The sequence below is a fragment of the Paenibacillus sp. FSL R10-2771 genome, from assembly GCF_038000205.1.
In the GTDB taxonomy this organism is placed as follows: Bacteria; Bacillota; Bacilli; order Paenibacillales; family Paenibacillaceae; genus Paenibacillus_AQ; species Paenibacillus_AQ phytohabitans.
On sequence record NZ_JBBOBM010000001.1, the window covers coordinates 2,305,249 to 2,326,097 of the forward strand.

A 20,849-nucleotide genomic window follows, 5' to 3' on the forward strand; every position below is an offset into this window, starting at 1 on the left:
GTGCACTCCACTGAATTCAGTAAAATCTGGCATAAGATATTAAAGGACTATAAGCTACATATGGATAGCAAGCTTGCCCCTACACTGACCGATGCCCAGCTTACCGTACTGGAATTGCTGCAGGAACGTGACGCGATGAAACCTTCTGATTTGGCTCCGCATCTGGCCACCAGCCCGGCGGCTGTAACTATGCTGCTTGACCGGATGGAGAAGCATAATCTCATTATCCGTGAACGAGATGCCTCCGACAGGCGGATCGTCTGGGTGAGCATCACCGAGACAGGCAAGAACGAGACCTCGCGCGGACTGAAGATCCGCAGTGATTTTTTTGCCGAAGCGCTTGATCCCATTTCATCTCATAACCAGCAGCTGCTGCTCTATCTGATGGGGAAGATGGCGGTAGCTCCCGCTCCGGCACCGGAAGGTTCGACTCCTTAATAGATGTCCAGTGTTGACCTCATATATATGCATACACACAAAAGCAGGCTGTCCGTTACCGGATAGCCTGCTTTTGGTTCTGCGGGGTCCACAGATTCCAGGGATGGGTCTGTGGAGGCAGGGAGATTAATTCAACTTCCTCTTTGGTCACCGGATGCGGGAACCCGACCAGTGCTGACCACAGCGCAATCTGCTGTCCGGGTCTGTTCACTGCGGCACCATACTTCTGATCTCCGTACAGCGGGCAGCCGATGCCGCTCAGCTGTACGCGGATCTGGTGGGAGCGTCCGGTAAGCAGATCGATCTTGAGCAGGGTGTAGCCCTCAGCGCTGCCGAGTACCGTATAATCGAGAATCGCTTCCTTGCCGCCCGGTGTTCCTGGGCGGACAATACTGACCGTGTTGCTCCGCTCATCCTTCAGCAGCGTATTAATCAGCCGTCCCTGGGATGCAGGGGGTTTGCCATGAACGACGGTCAGGTACACCTTGTGGAAGGCGTGGGTGCGGACGCTCTCAGACAGCCGCGAGGCTGCCTTCGAGGTCTTGGCGAAGATCATCGCGCCGCCTACAGGCCGGTCCAGCCGGTGAACGAGGCCCATGAAGACATTCCCCGGCTTGGCGTAACGTTCCTTAACATCTTCCTTCAGCAGGGTCAGCAGATCCGCATCGCCTGTAGCATCCTCCTGCACCGGAATGTTAACGGGCTTCACGATGCCCAGAAGATGGTTGTCCTCATATAAAATCTCGAACCGGGACTGTCCGCTGCCGGACTTCCCGGTTGTTTCGTTGTTCTGCGCGGTCATGGCTTACGCCTCCCAGCGGCCCAGAATTCCGCAAGGCAGATTCATGCCGGAGGATGTAATCGGCAGTCCGATCTCACCGGAGGTAAGCTTGCCGCCGTAGCGCTTGCCCATGGTCATTGACAGCATATTGCGCAGTACGGTAGGCGAAATGCCCGTTGTGTAAGAGTTAATCAGCATGAACAAAGGCCGGTCGCTCATAATCTCCATGCAGCTCTCCAGGAACGGATAGAGACTGGCTTCGAGCTTCCACATTTCACCGCCCGGGCCTCTTCCATAGGAAGGCGGGTCCATGATAATTGCATCATATTTGCTGCCGCGGCGCTGTTCACGCTGCACGAACTTGAACACATCATCTGTAATGTAGCGGACCGGCTTGTCGGCAAGCCCGGACAAGGCTACATTCTCCTTCGCCCACTGAACCATGCCCTTAGCGGCATCGACATGAACTACGGAAGCTCCGGCACTTGCCGCTGCAACGGTTGCTCCGCCGGTATATGCGAACAGGTTAAGCACGGAAATCGGGCGGTTAGCCGCAGCGATCTTGTCCATCATCCAGCGCCAGTTGGCTGCCTGCTCAGGGAAGAGACCCGTGTGCTTAAAGTTCGTTGGACGGAGATGGAACTTCAGCTTGCCGTAGGCGATTTTCCAGTCATCCGGAATGCTTTTCTTCATTTCCCATTGTCCGCCCCCGGCGGAACTTCGGTGATAGTGTCCGTGAACATCACGCCATTTGGCACTCTCGCTGGCCAGCGGCCAGATGATCTGCGGGTCCGGGCGGCGCAGCATAATATCGCCCCAGCGTTCTAGCTTCTCTCCGCCTCCGGTATCAATCACTTCATAGTCCTTCCAGTCACTTGCTAAATACATTATTAATCCATCCTTCAAAAAGTCATTTAGCCTTTATTGTACAACATATAAGCACGCTGCTACAAACATAATGGTTGCAAAGCTGCGACTATTCTCATTTTAGCCAAGAGTTCGCCGGTGTATAATATTACCAAAAAAAGTATAGGAGAGCAGGCTGAACCATGAAAATTACTAAGGTAAAGTACAGGGTGATCGGGCTGGTAGTACTGCTGGCACTTCTTGCACTGATTGTGTATGATCAGATTACACTGCACAGCGGGCTTGAAGAATACCGGATAGATGTCGTTACAGAGGATTTCTCCGTACAAAATATAAATCTGGCCGCAGCGCCTCATGCTGTCTATTTGGCCGGAGGCTGGTTTCTGGAGCTGACCGGCGGTGATACTATGGTTGATAATGTGATACTTAATGGAGCCATTGACGGGGTCGAAGTTATCGATTTAGCTTCAAGCAAGCCATTCATTGTAAGTGATGTAATGCCTATAGAAGGCGGAGGCGTTATTGAAGATCTGAGACTTACCGGACGGTCGGTGCTGCATATGAACATATCTTATACGGCCAGCGGAATTAGTAAACAGTTCTCTGAAGATATCAGGCTTCATGACAAGATCAAACCAAATAATGAAGTTACTACAGGCGGTTATAAAATATATGAGCTTAGGCGCAGATGAACGGCTAATTCCGTCCTCTGCTGCCTAAGCATTACGAAGGTGAGGCCGGATGTTATGTTCAACCTCTCGGAGCTGTATTACCCGATCACCGCGAACCCGGCCGGGGGCGGCGAGTATCTGCCCGGCAGGCTGCTGGAGCCGTACATCCGCTGTTTCTGGGGGACTGTACCGCCGCCGGGTGAGCAGCAGGAAGCGCAATCCGTTGAAATTGCACAAGGGCATAACGGAGCAGATATAAGTAAGCGGACGGAAACGATCATACCGGACAGTTGTATGGATATCATATGGGAATGGGATGAGCGTACAGGGGAGGCTGACGGAATATTTTGCGGCATTAATGACACCCCGTTTGAGGCGGGACAAGCCCGGCAGCCTGCGGGGAGACAGCGTTTCGCTATCCGTTTTCATTTCTGGGCGGTTCATCTGTTTGCAGATGAGCAGCTGCAGGATGTGCTGAATGTCCACGTTCCGGTGGAGCAATATTTCCGTTCCTTCCGCAGGGAGCTGGGAGACAAGCTGCGGGGGACACAAACGATGTCGGAACGCATTGCCATGGCAGAATTGTTCCTCCTGCGCAGGCTGGAGAATGCCGGCCGCAGCAGTGACGGGATGATGAACGCTGTCCACAGGATGCTTAAGTCCCGCGGGGTGGTGAGTGCAGGGGAGCTGGAGCTTAGCTCAGGCTTCAGCAGCCGCCAGCTTGAACGCCTGTTCCGCCAGCATATCGGACTTCCGCCCAAAAAAGTGGCAGATCTTGTCCGCTTCCAGAATGTCTGGCTGGATCTGTACCGGACACCGCTGCACAGAGGCGGGCTGCAGGATATTGTATTTGCTTACGGCTACAGCCACCAATCGCATTTCATCAACAATTTCCGGAAATTTGCCGGCAGAACACCGCTGGATGCGCTGAGCTATGCGCGGAACTGAATGTCGTTTTTTTGCAATACAATCCCGGCAGGGCAGAAGTACAATGAGGTCAGACAGGCTAACCACAGCCGGATCATACTACAGCTATTGAGCGGAAGGAGATTTAAGTTATGATTACAAGTTTTGACGGTATCAATCTGTACAGCAAGGACCCGGCGGCGCTCGCGGCATTCTATTCCGAGGTACTGGGAGTCCCTATTCCGTTTGAAGGCTATGGCCAGTATGACGGGGCGAAGATTGGTTTCGACCGCAGCCAGCCGGGGATCATTATATGGGATGAGAGCAAGTGGGAGAAGCTCACGACGGGAGCCGTGAATCTGGTGTTCTCCTGCAGCAGCCTGGACGAAACTTATGAGCAGCTGAAGGGGAAAGGACTGGATTGTCAGCCTCCGGTAACGATGGAATACGGCGGGAAAGAAATGAATTTCCGTGATCCGGACGGCAACGGCATTACCCTGCTGGAAGGTGGATATTAATCCATTTGCGGTGGAGTACAACTGAACCGTATGGACTGCGAATCTGTTTTATCGCTGATCCGGAGGGGAATCTTATCGAAATTTGTTCGGACGGCAAAGGTGAATAGGTTTGGCATTCTTCTATGCATTTCATCTGAAAATATGGATAAAGATCAGCGGCAATGCCGGACAGCAGTTCAAGTCCGGCATTGCCGCTGCTTCTGTTATCGGGGACAAGTTTGCCTAATTTCCCGGAGCGGCCAGCTTTTAAAATATTGACAATGATAATCATTATCAAATAGAATGAGATTAGTAAAACATGGTTGCCTTTTGAGATGAACTATACAGAATACATTTCATATTTACCTTGGGAGGACAGAGTGATGGCTAAGGTGCTAGTGGCATATGCCAGCCTGACAGGCAATACGGAGGAAATCGCTGAATTGATTGTGGAAGGAATACGCCAGGCAGGCGGAGAGGCCGTACTGAAATCGGTCACTGACTGCAATGCGGATGAGATAAAGGCTTACGAGGCTGTACTGCTGGGTGCGTATACATGGGGGGACGGCGAGCTGCCGGATGAATTCCTTGACTTCTATGAAGAGATGGATGAGCTCGACCTCAGCTCCTGCAAGGCTGCCGCCTTCGGAAGCGGAGATACTGGTTATGAAATCTACTGCGGAGCGGTTGATCAGATTGAAGAGAAGCTGAAGGAACGCGGTGCCGAGATCGTACAGGCCAGCCTGAAGATTGAGTACGGGCCGAACGCAGCAGAGAAAGACGCCTGCCGCAGCTTCGGACGCCAGTTCATCGAGACCTGCGCGGCGGTTTCTTAAGGATGGGCGCCGGGGCAGGATGCTTCGCAGGAAAGATGCAGGATGCAGGGACTGTCCGCTACAGCCGGCTGAATGATTTCCGGATGGAGCATATCATGCTGGGCGGAGCGGAGATGAACGGCAGCGGAGCTCCGGCCAAGGGAGTTCCCCGCTGGAGACAGCAGGTCCAGTACGCGGTCGGACATACGCTTAATGACTTCTACAGTCTGCAGCCTGAGGTGCGCCGGGAGACGCCTGTGCAATTTCTGCTGGAGCGCCGCTGGCCGCCGAAGGGTCATGCTTTTCCTTCCCTGATGCATTATTGGGATATCAAGCAAGCGGTTGCCGATGAGCTGATGCGGATTGTTGCCGGCAATCACACCGGAGAGATTCCGGTGATGCTGTATGAACAGTGGCATGTTCCTGTGCCGGAGCTTGAAATTGAACTGGCGATGATTTTTCAGCTCGCCTGGAGCTCGTGGCAGGAGGGGCGTTGTCTGAATATCCAGAAATTCATGGTGAGCGGGAATGAAGATGTCATCACCGGATTTCTGCATATGGCCAGCGTCTTCTGTCATCAGGCCTACGGGAAACCGGCAGAAACGATCGGAATCTATTCGCTTCTGGATGGACGGCGGCACATCTTTGACGGAGCAGGTATCCCGCTTCAGGAGTCGCTCGACTATGTGCGCCTGCTGTCTGTGTTCCTGGAACGGGAAGAGCATGCGGAAGGCTGCATGAAATACGGCAGCCGCCGCAATGACCGGGATGAGCCTATCCTTCGCGGATACGGGCTGATGTAGAACGGGAACTTCGGCGTAATCCTTGCAGGGGGCGTTCAAAGAAGATATGGTTAAGCCACAGGAGGTGTCCTTGGCTTATGTCTGAAGGAATTAGAACCTACAACACCGGAGTGGAAGCGACACTCGAAGTGATTGGGGGCAAGTGGAAGCCGGTCATTTTGTTCTTGCTCACCTTTGGGAAGAAGCGCAACGGGGAGTTCATCAGCCAAATGCCGTTCATTACACAGAAGGTGCTGACGCAGCAATTGCGGGAGCTGGAAGCGGACGGAGTGATCACAAGAACCTCGTATAATGTGGTGCCTCCCAGAGTGGAGTATGAGCTGACCGACTACGGCTGGAGCCTCAAGGAGATTCTGCATCTGATGTGCAGATGGGGCGATACCCATGTCGATAGAGTGTACGGAGACACGGCAGTCGTGCTCTCTCAACCGCAGAAGGAAGAATAGAACAGCCGGTCTCTGAATTTCAGAGACCGGCTGTTCTGCGCGGATCAGGGAATGATCCGGCGGCTGCGGAGATCCGCGAAGATGTCCATAAACATGGCTTCCGTATCCATAAACTCAAGGAACCCTGCGCGGCGGGATTTGGTGCTGTCGGCAAAGAAATCATAGTCCCAGGAGAATACGAAATCACCGAATGCCCACGAGGAGACACTAGCATAGCTGTTCGGCTCCAGCCCGTATTTCCCGACCATCCGGTTCCAGAGCGGCTCTTTGTCCTGCATGGCATCAGACAGGGACATCTGGAGCGGGGGGGCCGTGTCCAGCCCGAAGCTGGAGGCAATCTTAGGCCACAGCTCGTTCCAGCGGAACAGATCACCGTTGGTGATATTGAAGGCCTGATTGGCACAGCGCGGTTCCGTTGCTGCCCACACCGTTGCTCTGGCCAGCAGACCGGCATCTGTCATCTCAAGCAGGCTGTGATAGGCGCCCGGCTTGCCGGGGAAGCGCAGCGGAATTCCCAGCTCCTTCGACATGGAGGCATAAATAGCGATTACCATCGCCAGGTTCATGGGATTGCCGAGAGCATATCCGCAGACGACGGAAGGCCGCAGCGCCGACCAGGTCCAGCTTTTGCCAGACTGCTTCTCTTCCAGATAATCCTGCTGCGCAATATTGAATTCCGGCGGCATATGATTGGCATCAGTTTCGCGTGCCGGTGTTTTGAACGGGCCGAGATGCGCGCCATATACCTTATATCCCTGCATGAGGCTGATGTGCCGGAGCCGTTGCGCCGCAGGTTCAACAGCTTCAACCGCGTGAACAAGCATAGCCAGATTAGGAGCGACCAGCTCTGCCCAGGTAGGCCGGTCCTGATAGGCGGCATAGAAAATATGCGTCACCTCCGCCAAACCGCCAAGCTTCCGCCGGCTCTCCGACGGGTCAAGTAAATCCGCAGCTATATAACGCACACGGCTGGTGTCCAGCCCTCCGCGGCGTGACACGCCGATGATATCCCAATCGGGAAGCGCAGCCAGATGATCGAGCAGGTTGCGCCCAATGACGCCGTTCGCGCCGATTACAAGTGCTGTTTTACGTAAGTCTGAATCCATAGGGTTCATGTGCAGCTCTCCTTCGCCATAGTATGCCATCATTATGTATTGCCTCAGGAGTGCTGAACAGTACGCACTTTGAGGTCATATAGGTACCTTGAGGTAACATAAGGACAACAAAAAGCATCCTTTCCTGAGGGCAGGTCGGCCCGGAGGAAAGGATGCTTGACAGTCAGATTACTGTAATTCGGAACAGTTATTCAGCCGGCTAACAATGATGCTTCAAGGTTCAGAGTGCAGCACGGTAGTAATCCTGCTGGTTCAGAATAACGAACCCGCAGCTCTCGTAGAGCTTCAGCGCATTCGGATTATCCAGGGCAACCTCAAGGTTCACACCGTTGTAATTCCGCTGTTCCCGTTCAATAGTCTGCATCAGGGCACTCCGGCCGATGCCGAGGCCGCGCAGATTCTTGTCTACGGTAAGGCCATAGATCCAGGTTTCGTTGTCTTCGGACCACAGCCGCATTTTGCCGGCAGGCTGGCCGTTCATCTCGATGATGATATGCTCCTGGGAGCCTTCGAGCTCAAGCTGCGTGTACGTTTCGGCGGCGTCTTCCTCCGTCATGTTGAATCCGTCGCAATCGAAGGCGATTAGCACCGGAGTCTCGTCGGCACGTGCAGGCCGGAGCATAACGTTACCGGCGGCTGAACTTGCTTCAGAGGCCCCATGATTCTTGGCTGCGCCATCCCATTTCATCTGAAATTCCGCGTGGCTGAATTCCAGCGGCAGTGTCTTCAGATAAGCAGTACCTGAGGCTGAGGCCGCGGGCGTATTCAACAGCAGCGTCTTAATCTTACTTCGTGAGATGAGGGTCTGCGCCCGTTGCCAGAGCGAGCTGAAGATGCCCCGGCGGCGGTATCCCGGCCGTACCATGCCGCAGACTTCCATGTCTCCGCCGATATTGTATAACCCGATGAAGCCGACCAGCAGCTCCTCTTCATAGGTCACCAGCCATTCCACTCCGCCTGTTCCGGCCGGCAGCCGCAGCATGTCCCAATTCAGCTTGAGTGTGATGCCTTCGTATTGCTCGCAGCGCTGCTGCAGTTCTTCTATTTCTTTCAGTGTATCAGCCGTAGTCAATCTATCTTCCCCCTATGTCAGCAGATCCCGGTACTCCGTGTGCTTCTCGAATTGATGGGCCGCATACGGGCACTCAGGCACAATTTTAACTTTCTCTTCCCGGGCCAGGTCAACGACCGCCCGCACAAGCTTCTCCCCGGCACCCTGACCGCGCAGCTCTTCGGAGACATAGGTATGATCAATCACGAGGTTACCTGTAGTCTCTTCCGTTCTGTATGTAATCTCGGCAAGGTCCTTACCGTCACCAGCTATATAGAAACGTCCTTCTCCCTTAGCAATCTGTTCCATGTTTCTTCACTCCATTCCGGTGTATTGCCTATATTTTACTACCCTGCCCGGCAAAAAGCGAGAAAAGGCATGGCAGGAATGCCAGCAATATAACATACGTATTCCATACAAGGTCAGTAAAAGCGGAATGACTTGCACATTGGCTTCCCGATGCCCTAAGATTAAGGCACTAACGCTGTAACGAATAGAAGTTGCATCAGGAGGAATAGCCATGGATTACGAGGTTGAGGTTCATTTTCAGCCGGTATATGAATTAATCAGCAGCATACATACGTTTATATGCAAGAAGGGAAGTAAAAAGATAGATCTGGGTACACCCTGGGCGGCAGAAGTATCACGCGGCTTAAGCCCCGAACTGCTGGAAGCACTGGAAGAGACAGATCTCGACAATGACTGGAAGCTGCTTAATCTGCTGATCTATCTGTGTCCGGACAAAGACAGCGTGGAGCGTGTGCTGGAGTGGCTGGAAGGCCTGTCCGTAGGAGAGATGTACGAGGCTCTCGCAGGTTATGTCAGTGTATTCCCGGTACAAATGGAGCAGTACCGCAGCCGCATGGTCTTCCTGCTGTCGGAGTGGAACCGGCAATACTTCAGCAGCTGTAGTCCGGATATCATTAAGAAGCTGCAGCAGCATGCGGAGGAACGGAGACAGGCGCTGGCCGGCAGCCCGGTAGCCGATTTTGTGAATAAGACTACAAACGGATTCTATTTCATGCCGGGTGACGGTCTGCGCAGGCTTGTGCTGATCCCGCAGTTTCACTTCCAGCCGATCAATATTATCTATAATTTTGGTCCGCTGACGATATGTCACTATGCCGGGAAAATTCAAATTGCCGAAGAGGAAATCCCGCCGTCCATGCACCGGACGCTCCGCAGTCTGGGCGAGAAGAGCCGGCTGAAGATCCTGAAGTCACTGGGCGGAGAACGCAAATCGTTCACGGAAATTGCCAGACAGGCCGGCCTGTCCAAGGGCATTGTCCATGATCATATCTCCAGTCTCAGGAGCGCCGGTCTGCTCAATGCTTATATCGAAGGAGAGAACGTCACCTCTTACAGTCTGCGGCTTGAGGGGATTCAGCAGATGAATGAACAGCTGTTTGCTTATTTGAAGTAAATATAGCGTTGCCTAATATTCCTGTGCCTCGCCAAAGCCAAAGTCTACTTCTGTTATGGAGAAGATTTTGGCTTTTTTGCTGCGATCATCCAATTTTATTCTGTTTGGGAAGAATTAATTTCAAGTTCTCTCTTTACAGAACAACTTTTACTTTCTATAATGTGAACTATCGGTCTTTAATCATACTTAGTGGGTAGGAATTGTTAGTATTTATAAAATGGAGAGAAAAGAGATGATGTCATGAGAAAAAGTACGCTTGTATTATCCTCATTGTTAATCGCCGGTTCACTGCTGCTGTCCTCCTGCTCGGAGAACGGCAACACGGATGCAGCATCCACGGGCACCCCGGCAAACACGGCAGCAACAGCTGATCCGGGTGCAGCGGCTGGCGGTACGGAAGCAGCGGTATCCCCGGCGGTTGTACCTGCCGGTGCGCTCAGCGAGCCTTTTACAGCAACCGATCTTACGAAGCTGCCCGCAGTCGCCCAGAAGCGCACCGATACAATCATCGTCGGTCTTACCGATCCGAGCGGTGCGTTCACCCCTTATTTCCAGGAGAGCGGCTATGACGGCAATGTATCCTCACTGCTCTATGCGTCTCTCGTGACGGTAGATGACAAGGGTGTGCCAACCCCGGAGCTTGCCGGGAGCTGGGAGGTGGCGGCGGATCAGCTTACATATACGTTCCACCTGCACAAAGACCTGAAGTTCAGCGACGGCTCACCGCTCACTGCGGATGATGTGGCGTTCACCTGGACGATCCAGTACGACAAAGCCTATGACGGAGGCTCATCACTTCCATCGCTGAAGGTGAAGGGCGGCGAAGCTTACAAAGCGGGAACTGCCCAGACTATAGAAGGCATTAAAGTCATTGATCCGCAGACAATATCGGTTACGCTGGAACAGCCTAATGCTACGGCGCTGGTGACTCTCGGCTCCAATGTGCTGTCGAAGGCTTATTATGGCAAGGACTATAAGTTCGGCCAGCTGGAGTACATCAAGAAGCTGCATGAGAAGCCGCTGGGCGACGGCCCTTATAAGCTGGAGAAATTCATTCCCGGACAAGAGGTCCGTCTTGTAGCCAATGAGAACTACTTCAAAGGCAAGCCAAAGACAGAGCATTTTATCTACAAAACAACGACCGGCGATGCCTGGCAGTTCCTTGAGACGGGTGAGGTGGACTACGCGTCCTTCCCGGCTACGGAAGAAAATATCGGGAAGCTGAAGGAACTGGGTTATGTAAACATTCTTCCTTATACCCCGAGCACTTACGGCTACATGCAGGTCAACCTGAAGCATGAGCAGCTGAAGGATAAGCGGGTCAGACAGGCGATTGCCTATGGACTGGACCGGCAGAGCATCTATGTAGATGCTGCTGAAGGCGCGGGTGCTGTGGCCAACATTCCGGCTTCGCCGATCTCCTGGTCCTATACAGAAGAAGGGATCAATCCTTATAAATATGATCCGGACCAAGCAAATAAGCTGCTGGATGAGGCAGGCTGGACCGTAGGGGCAGGCGGTATCCGCGAGAAGGACGGGAAGCCGCTGAGCATTCATTATCTGGCGAGCAAGAGCAAGAACTCGGATATTTTCATCGCGGTGGCCAAAGAGAACTTCGCTGCGCTCGGCATCGACTTCCAGCCGGAGATCTTCGCTGACTTCAACTCGCTGGTCTCCAAGACGGAAAGCGGGGATTATGATCTCGTATCGTACTCCACCAGCATGCTGACGGATCCGGCGGACGGCTTCATGCAGTTCTTCGACGGCGAAATCACCGATTATGAGAATCCGAAATTCGTGGAGCTGTACAACAAAGCGCTGGCAACTACAGATATTGAACAGCGCAAAGCAGTCTATAAAGAGCTGTATCAGCTGTTCAACGATGAACTGCCGATTATTTTCACCAATTACAAGAAAACAGTATATGCCTATAACGGCCGCATCCAGAATCTATCGGTCAGTCCGTTCATCGGTCTTGCCGGCAGCCTGCCAAACTGGACTCTGAAATAAAGAATTGTTCATCCCCTGCCTGCGTCATGGGCAGGGGATGAATCCTAAGGAGCCGATCATGAGCACTTATCTGACCAAAAGAATGCTGTATATGCTGATCATCCTGTTTGCCGCATCGCTGCTGATCTTCTGCCTGTATGCACTTACCCCGGGTGATTTCATTACCGGAAATATTAAGCTGACTGCAGAGCGCAAAGCGGAGCTGCGGGAGATTTACGGCCTGAACAAGCCGGTGCTGGAACGTTACGGGACTTGGATGAACAATGCTTTTCACGGGGATTTCGGATATTCACTTGCCCAGCAGAAGCCGGTGCTTCAGCTGTTCGGTGATTATATCTGGAATTCTTTTTTGCTGTCCGCTGTCTCTACGTTCCTCACCTGGCTGATTGCTGTGATCATCGGTGTCATTTCTGCCTATAAGCAATACTCCTGGTTCGACACGCTGGTAATGATTGCGATCTTCGCGGCGATGTCGCTCCCGTCGTTCTTCATCGGCCTGTTCCTGATCAAGATTCTGGCCGTTGACCTGAAATGGCTGCCGCCGGGGGGAATGATGACTACAGGCAGCAATGCCACCGGGTTCGCCTACTTCAAAGAAGTGGTGCATCATATGACCCTGCCGGTCATCGTCATGACGCTGCTGGGTCTGGGTTCATTAACCCGTTATTTCCGCAGCAATATGATCGATGTGCTCAAGCAGGACTATATCCGTACGGCCAGAGCCAAAGGGCTGAAGGAGCGGAAGGTGCTGTTCACCCATGCACTGCGCAATGCGCTGCTGCCTGCGATCACCCTGGTCGGCTTCGAGCTGCCCGCGCTGTTCGGGGGTTCCATTATTATTGAGCAAATCTTTAACTGGCCGGGCATCGGCCAATTGTATATGAAGTCCTTCGGACTGAGGGATTACCCGCTGCTGATGGGCTTCACGATGTTTCTGGCTATTCTGACCGTAATCGGAACACTGCTCTCGGATATTCTGTACAGGGTGGCTGATCCGCGTGTCCGGTTATAGGAGGGGGAGGATCTTATGGCAGCTGACAGCAGAGTAAGCGAAATAACGGGACCACAGGCTAACCTGAGGAAATCTTCCCTGTTCCGGCAATCCCTGCTGAGGCTTCTGCACAACAAGCTGGCGGTGGCGGGCTTCGCGGTGGTCTTATTTATGTTTGTGTTATGTTTCATCGGACCGTTCTTCTCGCCGTATACGGATAACAAAATCAATATGGCGATGATGAACAAGGCCCCGAATTTACAGCATTGGCTGGGGACAGACGCGCTGGGACGGGATATCTTAACCCGGGTCATGCAAGCCGGGCGTATCTCTCTTACGGTGGGTCTGGCTTCCATGGTGCTGTCTGTGTTCCTGGGAGCGCTGCTCGGTGCGGTTGCCGGATATTACGGCGGTCTGCTGGACCAGATCATTATGCGGATCGCCGATCTGCTGATGACCATTCCCGGCCTTCCGCTGCTGTTCATCTTCGGTGCGCTGCTCTCGGAATGGAAGATTCCAACGGATTACCGGATGTACATTGTCATGCTCATGCTGAGCATGGTGAACTGGCCGGGGCTGGCGCGGATGGTACGGGGACAGATGCTCAGCCTGCGGGAACGCGAATTCATGCAGGCCGCCGTGGTGCTGGGCCTGCGCGACCGCAGGAAGCTGTTTGGCCATCTGCTGCCGAATATTGTTCCGCTGCTGATCGTTATGGCTACGCTGAATATTGGCGGTGCGATTCTCAGCGAATCGGTGCTCAGCTTCTTCGGGCTGGGGGTTATGCCGCCTACGCCGACCTGGGGGAACATGATTGATGCGGCGAATAATATCCTCGATTTCCAGGACCGGCCATGGCTGTGGATTCCGCCGGGGTTATCGATTTTTGCCACGGTTATTGCGATTAATATCTTTGGTGACGGCCTCAGAGACGTGCTTGATCCTAAACAGAAGAGGTAGGTGGCCATAACGATGAAGCCTTTAATGAATATAGACCGTCTAAGCACCGTGTTCTTCACAGAGGACGGGAAGGTGACCGCAGTTGATGAGGTAAGCTTCAGTATCCGGGAAGGCGAGACGGTCTGCATTGTCGGTGAATCCGGCTGCGGCAAAAGTGTCACCGCCATGTCGATTATGGGGCTGGTGGAAGAGCCGGGCGGTAAGATTGCCGGGGGAAGCATTGATTTCCGGGGAGAAGATTTACTCCGGCTGGACAAAAATACACTGCGCAGCATCCGCGGCAATGAGATCGCTATGATTTTTCAGGAGCCGATGTCGTCACTGAATCCGGTCATGAGAATTGGCGAGCAGATTATGGAGCCGCTCCTGGTTCATCTCAGAATGAACAAGAAGCAAGCCCGGGCCCGGGCCATTGAACTGATCACCCAGGTGGGGATATCCCGTCCGGAACAGATTATGGGCAGCTATCCCCACGAGCTGAGCGGAGGCATGCTGCAGCGGATTATGATTGCAATCGCAATCTCCTGCGGGCCCAAGCTGCTGATTGCGGACGAGCCGACGACCGCACTGGATGTGACGATTCAGGCGCAAATCCTTGATCTGCTGCGCGGGTTCAAGGAGCACTCGGGCATGTCAATCCTGCTGATTACCCATGATCTTGGCGTAGTGGCCGAGATGGCCGATTATGTCATTGTCATGTACTCCGGCCAGATCGTTGAGGAGGGCGGTGTGGTAGAGCTGTTCCGGAATCCCAAGCATCCGTATACGCGGGGACTGCTGAAGTCCAAGCCCGTTATGGGCCAGCGCCTGGAGGAGCTCTATTCCATTCCCGGCCAGGTGCCCAGTCCGCTTGCGCTTGAGCCTTCATGCTACTTCCATGACCGGTGCGGACATTGCATGGACGTCTGCCGCACCCGCCAGCCGCAGCTGCAGGAAACCGGAAGCGGGCAGAAGGTAGCCTGCTGGCTGTATGAGGAGGCGGAAGTGTATGTCTGAAGCGCTGCTGGAAGTTAAATCTCTGAAGAAGTACTTCCCGGTAAAACAAGGGCTGCTGGGCCGCACAGTGGGGCATGTGAAGGCTGTGGACGACATCAGCATTACGCTTCAGCCGGGCGAGACCTTCGGCCTTGTCGGCGAATCCGGCAGCGGCAAAAGCACGGTGGGACGGACAGTGCTGCGGCTGACGGATAAAACGGACGGTGAGGTAAAGTTCAAGGGAGTGGACATCCACAGCCTGTCCGCTGCGGACATGCGCCTGATCCGGCCGCAGATGCAGCTGATCTTCCAGGACCCTTACAGTGCGCTTAATCCGAGAGTGAGGGTTGGCGATGCGATAGGCGAAGCGCTGCTGGACCATGGATTATGCACGAGGGGGGAGGTGCGGGATCTGGTGCTGGAGGCCATGAAGGCCTGCGGCTTATCTTCTTATCATATCGACCGCTTCCCGCATGAATTCTCCGGCGGACAGCGCCAGCGGATCGGCATTGCCCGGGCGCTGATCCTGAACCCGGAGCTGATTATTGCGGATGAGCCGGTGTCGGCGCTCGATGTGTCTATTCAGGCGCAGATTATCAATCTGTTCAGCAAGCTGCAGCAGAGCAAAGGCCTTGCCTATCTGTTCATTTCCCATGATCTTAGCGTAGTGGAGCATCTATGCTCCAGGATCGGCGTGATGTATCTGGGATCGATGGTGGAGACCGCCTCCAGGGACGAGCTGTTCCAGCATCCGCTGCATCCCTATACGAAGGCGCTGCTGTCTGCCGTACCCGTGCCGGTCCCCCGGCTGAAGCGGGAGCGGATCGTGCTGAAAGGCGATATTCCAAGCCCGGCGAATCCGCCTTCAGGCTGCAAATTTCATACGCGCTGCCCTTTTGCCGTAGAGGTCTGCAAGGCGGAGATTCCGCTGTTCCGGGACGCTGGCGCAGGACATTTTGTAGCCTGTCATTTAGTATAATAAATATTAAATATGGATTTAAATTGAATATCAACCTATTTTGACTTGCCTACTTCCCAGTGCTATACTGATTCCACAGCAGGCAAATATGGTTAATAAGAGACTGATTAGACTTAAGACATCTAATTGGTCTTGTTTTTTATTACCTGAGCAATAAGCCAGTTTTGTACGAAGAACCATCACTTGCAGCTATGCTGACACCACTTGGCGGATGCTTGCAGGGCCAGCTTTGTTCAGCATTAGGAGCAGCCCCTGAAAGTATGCACCGCTAAAAAACCTTTAGGAGGAATATCATGAATACCACAGTACGCTTGACAGAAAGATCCGGCTCTACCTCTTCCCAGCGCAGCAAAGGCCTTGTACCGGTCGTCGTCTACGGTGCAGGTTCAGATACCCAGTCCTTTACAGCAGAAGCCAAAACACTCAATGAGATTCTCGGCAAAAACCCGCGGGCGATCCTGAAAGTGGAATTCCCCGGTTCAGGCTCCAAAAATGCGGTCATTCAGGAAGTACAGCGCCAGCCGCTGTCACGTTCTTTGCTCCATGTAGATTTGCAGCAGATTGATATGAAGGCAGAACTCGACACCAAGGTTGCATTCCACTTCACCGGCGATCCTGTCGGTGTCAAGAGCGGCGGCGTCCAGCAGGTAGAGCTCTATGAGCTGGATATCCGTACCTTGCCGGACAAGCTGACCGCTTCCTTCGAGGTGGATATCAGCGGACTCGACATCGGTGATCAATTGCTGGTCTCCGATCTGCCGAAGCATGATGGCTGGGAGATCCTTACCCCTGAAGATACGCTGATCGTGCGGATCTCACCTCCGCTTGTTCTTGAAGAGCCTGCTGATACAGATGCTGCTGAACCAGCAGCGGCAGAAGCAGCTGACGAAGGCAAGACAGAAGAGTAACTTATTATGTATTTTATAGTCCAGTTCATTGGACAAGCCGCACCACAGCCCGTTTAGACCGGCTGATATGCGGATCATAAGCTTGATCAACCGGGAGCAGACATATCCTCATCAGGGAGTTGTCTGCTCCTTTTTGCTAAATAGCGGAATCCTGCAATCATCTATTATACATTGTGAAAGTAAGGGAGAGTGCATTCATGAATCTGAATATCGTTAAGCTGGTCACCGGCTCTAATGCCAAGCTGGATGAAGCCTCGCCGCAGGCGACGGTGAAGATTTCCTGCAGCAGTTCGCCGGCGGAGCTGGATATCAGCTGTTTCATGGTCGGGGAGAACGGCAAGGTTACGTCCGATGATTATTTCATCTTCTACAACCAGCCCGCCGATCCCAAGCGGATTGTAGAGTTCAATGCCATCGACAAGTACAGCGGCGAGTTTGCCATCGATCTGCATGCGCTGCGGCAATCTGCGGTTGCCAAATGCGTTTTCGCAGCCACGCTGGACGGCCCGGGGACTTTTGCCGATGTCAGGGGCTGCAGAATCAGTGCGGCTGCGGCCAACACAGAGCTGGTGTATGAAATAAATCAGAGTAATGCCGAGACCTCGCTGGTGCTGGCAGAGTTATACCGTCACGGCGAAGGCTTCAAGCTTAGAGCCGTCGGCCGGGGATTTCACGGCGGCCTGAAGCCGCTGGCTGAAGCGCACGGAGTCGAGGTGGAGGATGAAGAGCCGGAGAACAGCAGCAAGACGGAGGCTGAAGTGATGCAGGGTCACACGGAAGCTGCTGCTACATATAGCGGAACCGAGGGAAGTGTGGCGGAGGAGACGGCTTCCCGGCCCACGCTGAACTTAACGAAGATTGACCTGCTGAAGCAGAAGGTCGGAATCTCGCTGCGCAAGAAGAATCTGGAGCAGGAGAAGGCCAGGGTGGCCGTTGTGTTCGATGCATCAGGTTCCATGTCCGGCTTGTATTCGAGGGGCGTTGTTCAGCGGGCATTTGAACGGATTCTGGCCGTGGCAGCCAGCATGGATGACGACGGCAGGCTGGATGTATGGTTCTTCGCGACTAAGAGCAAGCGGATGCCGAGTGTAGATGAGCACGGGTACGAGGATTATGTGAAGAGAACATACCCGGGGCCGAAGATGTTCGGCGGGCTGGGCATCGGCAATAATGAGCCGGTGGTTATGGCTGATATTATCAAGAAGTATACGAAGGAAGAGCCGGGCGCTCTGCCTGCTTACATTGTGTTCTTCAGTGACGGCGGAATTTATGAGACACCGAAGATCTCGAAGCTGCTGATCCAAAGCTCGAAGCATAACATCTTCTGGCAGTTTGTCGGGCTCGGCAATGCGGACTATGGTGTGCTGCGTGAGCTCGATGATCTGCAGGGCCGTTATGTCGATAATGCCGATTTCTTTGCGCTGGACGATCTGGATGAGGTCAGTGATGAGGATTTGTATGACCGCCTGTTTAATGAGTATCCCAAGTGGCTGCGTGAAGCCCGGGAGAAGGGTGTCCTGCGCTCATAGAGCTCAGCTGAAATAAGAGTAAGGCTCCGGAGCGTTAATCAACATTCCGGAGCTTTTTTTGCATGCCTTGCTGTCAAAAAATGCATATTAACGAATTCCGCAGAAACCTATTCAGGACTTTCGCTTTGTCGAAAAAAGGGGCGAACGGGTGTTTCGCCTCATTTAGTAAAAATGTCCCAGTTTTAGATTGACGAAAGCGCTATCAAAGCTGAGAATGAGGATAAATACCATGGTATGGCATAGCATCACCCGCTTATTCGCCCTTTGAAAACGCTTTAGTAATAGATCGACCAAGGAGGAATATGGATGAAAAGAAAGCTGATTCTCTTCCTGATGACCGCCGTGCTGATTCTGGGCGCTTCGCTGCCCGCTGCCGGTATTGCCCGCGCGGATGCGGTAAGTGATGCTTCAAACCGGGCGCTGACCTGGCTGCAGGTGCAGCAGGATGCAACGGCCGGCTATGCTTTTGACGGATTGGTTGACAGCTTCGAGGATTTCTGGAGTCCGAACAATCCCAAGCAAATTGTCTATACGTATGATCAGGCCGTCGCAGCCATCGCTTTCATCGTCAAAGGGGAACGGACCCGGGCCGAGAAGGTGCTGAACAAAATGCGTGACATCCAGGACCCGTCCGGCTATTGGCTGAACTCCTACTGGTATAACAATGGCTATGGCGAAGAAATCCGCAAGCATGTCGGACCTGTATCCTGGATGGCCATGGCGGCTATGGCTTATGAGAAGCAGTATAATGATACCCGCTATCGTCCGATGGCGCTCAAGGCGCTGGACTGGTGCCTGACATACTCCAAAGCAAACGGCGGGATCGCCGGTGGCTGGAGCGCATGGAGCAATTCGGATGAGCCCTGGAGCTCGACGGAGCATAATATCGATCTGTACCGCGTGCTGCAGTACTATGCTTCTGTTGATTCCAGCAAAACGGCATCCTATACAGCAGCGGCAACAGGTGTGAAGAGCTTCCTGGACAATGTGGTCTGGGATGATGCGGCTAAGCGCTTCAAGGGCGGCTGGAAGAATGATACGAATCTGATCGATCCCAAAATCCCGCTGGATGTAAATCCCTGGGGAGTGCTCGCCCTCGGGCTGAACGGAACGCGCAACTACGGGGCAAGCCTGACCTATGTGGAGAACGCGGCCGGTACACCGGGAACACTGGCTAATCCGCGCTATAAGCAGACCCTGACCTATAACGATGCCGGAAATACACTTTCCGGGTATGATTTTGACTGGACGGATGAAGTGCTCCCGGCGTATGACGACAACGGCAATCAGATTGGCAATACGGGGGCGGATGTGTGGCTGGAGGGAACGGCTTTTATGTCGCTTGCCTACTACATGCAGGGAAATACAACGAAGGCGAATGCCATCAACACGGAGATTATCAAAAAACAGGGAACCAGCGGCCCGTCGCTCGGCGGAATCCCTTATTCCCTCAAGGGTACAAGCAACAGCTACTGGGTGATGGCCCAGCAGAACTGTGTATCAAGCACCGGGTGGCTGATCCTCTCGCTGCACCGTTTCAACCCGTTCACCGGCCAGTATCTGACCGGGGGCAGCACTCCTGGAGATACTACAGCACCTACGGTACCAGGGAATCTGGCCTCAACAGGTAAAACGGACACTACGGTCAGCCTAAGCTGGTCGCCATCCACCGATAACACCGGAGTCACCGGATATTACGTGTACCGCGGCGGCACCCAGGCGGCTTCTGTTACCGGAACTACAGCAACCGTCAGCGGACTGACGGCTTCAACGGCATACACCTTCACGGTAAAAGCGGCCGATGCCGCAGGCAACCTCTCCGCTGCTAGTAATGCCGTGACCGTAACCACGAACGCTTCCGGCGGCAGCGGGAATCACGTGACAGCGGATTATACGGCAGGCGTAACGAAGGTGTCGGCTGCTGAGGCCAGCATCTTCATCACACCGGTAACGTCCGCGCTGTATGTGGATGTCCACTATAAGGTGAACGGCGGCGCACAGCTGAATTACCGCATGACGCTTGCCTCGGGAACCTGGCGCCAGACCGTAAGCGGCCTCAGCACAGGCAGCAGCATTGAATATTGGTTCACCTACGAGAAATCCGGCCCGCAGTATGATTCGCCGCATTACACTTATGTGCAGTAAGCAGCATTAGCGGCGGTGCGGAATAGAGCTATTGTCATGAAGTGAGCAAGAATAGCCAGGCAGCCAATGGGTTGCCTGGTTTTTTGATGCCTTTGTCACCGGATTTCCACCGCGAACAGCGGTAATCATCAAGAAATCCGGGGGCGGGCAGCGGCCGGAAGTCCAAAAGTTCACCGCAGTGACGACTAAGCTTCATGCTCAAATCTTATGTGCGTCTTCTCTATATGGGCTATATTTAAGGGTTATCATAAGATATCAATCCTTAATGCTTGCAAATAATTGCGCTTCCGGGCGGCTGCTTTTGCCGCGGGAATTTCCCCGTTTATCCGCTTTCCGGGGCAGGGAGCTGGCAGCTTCTCCTAGCCGGATGTTTCTAGCTGACTTTTCCTGAAATCCTGCACATAATACAACTTTTCCCTCCATATGCCGGCCCAAATCCAACATTGTTGTATAAAATACAGGATTTCACCTGATTCAAGCGACTGATCGGGAGGATTGTTGTATTCCATACAACAATCCTCCCGATCAACCGGCTTTCC

General features: G+C 53.5%; 22 protein-coding genes. 16 read left to right on the forward strand and 6 right to left on the reverse strand.

Annotated elements, in window-relative coordinates:
* On the forward strand, window positions 1-438 hold the full coding sequence (locus NSU14_RS09745; RefSeq protein WP_039309191.1) for a MarR family winged helix-turn-helix transcriptional regulator: 438 nt from the start codon (window positions 1-3) through the stop codon (window positions 436-438).
* Between the two features lie 55 nt (window positions 439-493).
* Here NSU14_RS09745 and NSU14_RS09750 read toward each other — a convergent pair whose 3' ends face one another.
* A complete protein-coding gene (locus tag NSU14_RS09750; protein WP_076243323.1) occupies window positions 494-1,240 on the reverse strand; it encodes an RluA family pseudouridine synthase in 747 nt (248 codons plus the stop codon).
* 3 nt (window positions 1,241-1,243) lie between these two features.
* Window positions 1,244-2,107, reverse strand: coding sequence for a class I SAM-dependent methyltransferase (locus tag NSU14_RS09755; RefSeq protein ID WP_042138537.1), 864 nt, complete (start codon window positions 2,105-2,107; stop codon window positions 1,244-1,246).
* Window positions 2,108-2,268: 161 nt separating this feature from the next.
* Here NSU14_RS09755 and NSU14_RS09760 point away from each other — a divergent pair, with 161 nt between their 5' ends.
* From NSU14_RS09760 to NSU14_RS09770, 3 genes are all read left to right on the forward strand, one after another.
* Window positions 2,269-2,778 carry a hypothetical protein gene (locus NSU14_RS09760; protein ID WP_076243322.1) on the forward strand — a complete coding sequence of 170 codons (510 nt, stop codon included), beginning with the start codon at window positions 2,269-2,271 and terminating at the stop codon, window positions 2,776-2,778.
* A gap of 54 nt (window positions 2,779-2,832) precedes the next feature.
* Window positions 2,833-3,705 (forward strand): AraC family transcriptional regulator, encoded by an 873-nt coding sequence (locus tag NSU14_RS09765; RefSeq protein WP_340944454.1) that lies wholly within the window; start codon window positions 2,833-2,835, stop codon window positions 3,703-3,705.
* Between the two features lie 110 nt (window positions 3,706-3,815).
* Window positions 3,816-4,181, forward strand: a complete 366-nt coding sequence (locus tag NSU14_RS09770; RefSeq protein WP_042138533.1) for a VOC family protein — start codon at window positions 3,816-3,818, stop codon at window positions 4,179-4,181.
* Here NSU14_RS09770 and NSU14_RS09775 read toward each other — a convergent pair.
* On the reverse strand, window positions 4,156-4,452 hold the full coding sequence (locus NSU14_RS09775; RefSeq protein WP_340944456.1) for a hypothetical protein: 297 nt from the start codon (window positions 4,450-4,452) through the stop codon (window positions 4,156-4,158). The two genes, NSU14_RS09770 and NSU14_RS09775, sit on opposite strands and share 26 nt — an antisense overlap.
* Window positions 4,453-4,543: 91 nt before the next feature.
* Between NSU14_RS09775 and NSU14_RS09780 the strand changes: the two genes are divergently transcribed.
* From NSU14_RS09780 to NSU14_RS09790, 3 genes are all read left to right on the forward strand, one after another.
* Complete coding sequence (locus tag NSU14_RS09780; RefSeq protein WP_039309205.1) at window positions 4,544-4,996, forward strand: flavodoxin; 453 nt, start codon at window positions 4,544-4,546, stop codon at window positions 4,994-4,996.
* A 35-nt stretch (window positions 4,997-5,031) separates the two neighbouring features.
* The gene (locus NSU14_RS09785) at window positions 5,032-5,778 is read left to right on the forward strand and encodes a hypothetical protein (protein WP_156118668.1); all 747 of its coding nucleotides are present in this window, start codon (window positions 5,032-5,034) and stop codon (window positions 5,776-5,778) included.
* A gap of 77 nt (window positions 5,779-5,855) precedes the next feature.
* Window positions 5,856-6,224, forward strand: coding sequence for a winged helix-turn-helix transcriptional regulator (locus tag NSU14_RS09790; RefSeq protein WP_042138530.1), 369 nt, complete (start codon window positions 5,856-5,858; stop codon window positions 6,222-6,224).
* Window positions 6,225-6,268: 44 nt separating this feature from the next.
* Here NSU14_RS09790 and NSU14_RS09795 read toward each other — a convergent pair whose 3' ends face one another.
* The 3 genes from NSU14_RS09795 to NSU14_RS09805 form a co-directional block, all read right to left on the reverse strand.
* A complete protein-coding gene (locus tag NSU14_RS09795) occupies window positions 6,269-7,339 on the reverse strand; it encodes an SDR family oxidoreductase (protein WP_042138528.1) in 1,071 nt (356 codons plus the stop codon).
* A 220-nt stretch (window positions 7,340-7,559) separates the two neighbouring features.
* Complete coding sequence (locus NSU14_RS09800) at window positions 7,560-8,411, reverse strand: GNAT family N-acetyltransferase (RefSeq protein WP_042138527.1); 852 nt, start codon at window positions 8,409-8,411, stop codon at window positions 7,560-7,562.
* A gap of 12 nt (window positions 8,412-8,423) precedes the next feature.
* Window positions 8,424-8,699, reverse strand: coding sequence for a GNAT family N-acetyltransferase (locus tag NSU14_RS09805; RefSeq protein WP_042138525.1), 276 nt, complete (start codon window positions 8,697-8,699; stop codon window positions 8,424-8,426).
* A 211-nt stretch (window positions 8,700-8,910) separates the two neighbouring features.
* Between NSU14_RS09805 and NSU14_RS09810 the strand changes: the two genes are divergently transcribed.
* The 9 genes from NSU14_RS09810 (at window position 8,911) to NSU14_RS09850 (ending at window position 20,310) form a co-directional block, all read left to right on the forward strand.
* Window positions 8,911-9,813, forward strand: a complete 903-nt coding sequence (locus tag NSU14_RS09810) for an ArsR/SmtB family transcription factor (protein ID WP_042138523.1) — start codon at window positions 8,911-8,913, stop codon at window positions 9,811-9,813.
* 240 nt (window positions 9,814-10,053) lie between these two features.
* A complete protein-coding gene (locus NSU14_RS09815; protein WP_042138521.1) occupies window positions 10,054-11,823 on the forward strand; it encodes an ABC transporter substrate-binding protein in 1,770 nt (589 codons plus the stop codon).
* A gap of 58 nt (window positions 11,824-11,881) precedes the next feature.
* Window positions 11,882-12,835 carry an ABC transporter permease gene (locus NSU14_RS09820; RefSeq protein WP_340944463.1) on the forward strand — a complete coding sequence of 318 codons (954 nt, stop codon included), beginning with the start codon at window positions 11,882-11,884 and terminating at the stop codon, window positions 12,833-12,835.
* 15 nt (window positions 12,836-12,850) lie between these two features.
* Window positions 12,851-13,774 (forward strand): oligopeptide ABC transporter permease, encoded by a 924-nt coding sequence (gene opp4C / locus NSU14_RS09825; RefSeq protein ID WP_042138518.1) that lies wholly within the window; start codon window positions 12,851-12,853, stop codon window positions 13,772-13,774.
* 12 nt (window positions 13,775-13,786) lie between these two features.
* Window positions 13,787-14,770, forward strand: a complete 984-nt coding sequence (locus NSU14_RS09830; RefSeq protein ID WP_042138517.1) for an ABC transporter ATP-binding protein — start codon at window positions 13,787-13,789, stop codon at window positions 14,768-14,770.
* Window positions 14,763-15,728, forward strand: a complete 966-nt coding sequence (locus tag NSU14_RS09835) for an ABC transporter ATP-binding protein (protein WP_076243316.1) — start codon at window positions 14,763-14,765, stop codon at window positions 15,726-15,728. The genes NSU14_RS09830 and NSU14_RS09835 overlap by 8 nt, the downstream gene beginning before the upstream one ends.
* 293 nt (window positions 15,729-16,021) lie before the next feature.
* Window positions 16,022-16,636, forward strand: a complete 615-nt coding sequence (locus NSU14_RS09840; protein ID WP_042138514.1) for a 50S ribosomal protein L25 — start codon at window positions 16,022-16,024, stop codon at window positions 16,634-16,636.
* A 197-nt stretch (window positions 16,637-16,833) separates the two neighbouring features.
* Window positions 16,834-18,165: a vWA domain-containing protein gene (locus NSU14_RS09845; RefSeq protein WP_042138513.1), complete on the forward strand. Its 1,332-nt coding sequence runs from the start codon at window positions 16,834-16,836 to the stop codon at window positions 18,163-18,165.
* A 306-nt stretch (window positions 18,166-18,471) separates the two neighbouring features.
* The gene (locus tag NSU14_RS09850) at window positions 18,472-20,310 is read left to right on the forward strand and encodes a fibronectin type III domain-containing protein (protein ID WP_340944468.1); all 1,839 of its coding nucleotides are present in this window, start codon (window positions 18,472-18,474) and stop codon (window positions 20,308-20,310) included.
* The last annotated feature ends 539 nt before the right edge of the window (window positions 20,311-20,849 follow it).

Excerpts from the sequence above, each read along its gene's own strand:
- NSU14_RS09820 (WP_340944463.1), top strand. The coding sequence starts at position 11,882 with ATGAGCACTTATCTGACCAAAAGAATGCTGTATATGCTGATCATCCTG.
- NSU14_RS09830 (WP_042138517.1), top strand. The coding sequence starts at position 13,787 with ATGAAGCCTTTAATGAATATAGACCGTCTAAGCACCGTGTTCTTCACA.
- NSU14_RS09760 (WP_076243322.1), top strand. The coding sequence starts at position 2,269 with ATGAAAATTACTAAGGTAAAGTACAGGGTGATCGGGCTGGTAGTACTG.
- NSU14_RS09835 (WP_076243316.1), top strand. The coding sequence starts at position 14,763 with ATGTCTGAAGCGCTGCTGGAAGTTAAATCTCTGAAGAAGTACTTCCCG.
- NSU14_RS09850 (WP_340944468.1), top strand. The coding sequence starts at position 18,472 with ATGAAAAGAAAGCTGATTCTCTTCCTGATGACCGCCGTGCTGATTCTG.
- NSU14_RS09780 (WP_039309205.1), top strand. The coding sequence starts at position 4,544 with ATGGCTAAGGTGCTAGTGGCATATGCCAGCCTGACAGGCAATACGGAG.
- NSU14_RS09845 (WP_042138513.1), top strand. The coding sequence starts at position 16,834 with ATGAATCTGAATATCGTTAAGCTGGTCACCGGCTCTAATGCCAAGCTG.
- NSU14_RS09810 (WP_042138523.1), top strand. The coding sequence starts at position 8,911 with ATGGATTACGAGGTTGAGGTTCATTTTCAGCCGGTATATGAATTAATC.
- NSU14_RS09775 (WP_340944456.1), bottom strand. The coding sequence starts at position 4,452 with ATGATTATCATTGTCAATATTTTAAAAGCTGGCCGCTCCGGGAAATTA.
- NSU14_RS09840 (WP_042138514.1), top strand. The coding sequence starts at position 16,022 with ATGAATACCACAGTACGCTTGACAGAAAGATCCGGCTCTACCTCTTCC.
- NSU14_RS09815 (WP_042138521.1), top strand. The coding sequence starts at position 10,054 with ATGAGAAAAAGTACGCTTGTATTATCCTCATTGTTAATCGCCGGTTCA.
- opp4C (WP_042138518.1), top strand. The coding sequence starts at position 12,851 with ATGGCAGCTGACAGCAGAGTAAGCGAAATAACGGGACCACAGGCTAAC.
- NSU14_RS09785 (WP_156118668.1), top strand. The coding sequence starts at position 5,032 with ATGCAGGATGCAGGGACTGTCCGCTACAGCCGGCTGAATGATTTCCGG.
- NSU14_RS09770 (WP_042138533.1), top strand. The coding sequence starts at position 3,816 with ATGATTACAAGTTTTGACGGTATCAATCTGTACAGCAAGGACCCGGCG.
- NSU14_RS09790 (WP_042138530.1), top strand. The coding sequence starts at position 5,856 with ATGTCTGAAGGAATTAGAACCTACAACACCGGAGTGGAAGCGACACTC.
- NSU14_RS09795 (WP_042138528.1), bottom strand. The coding sequence starts at position 7,339 with ATGAACCCTATGGATTCAGACTTACGTAAAACAGCACTTGTAATCGGC.
- NSU14_RS09805 (WP_042138525.1), bottom strand. The coding sequence starts at position 8,699 with ATGGAACAGATTGCTAAGGGAGAAGGACGTTTCTATATAGCTGGTGAC.
- NSU14_RS09765 (WP_340944454.1), top strand. The coding sequence starts at position 2,833 with ATGTTCAACCTCTCGGAGCTGTATTACCCGATCACCGCGAACCCGGCC.
- NSU14_RS09755 (WP_042138537.1), bottom strand. The coding sequence starts at position 2,107 with ATGTATTTAGCAAGTGACTGGAAGGACTATGAAGTGATTGATACCGGA.
- NSU14_RS09750 (WP_076243323.1), bottom strand. The coding sequence starts at position 1,240 with ATGACCGCGCAGAACAACGAAACAACCGGGAAGTCCGGCAGCGGACAG.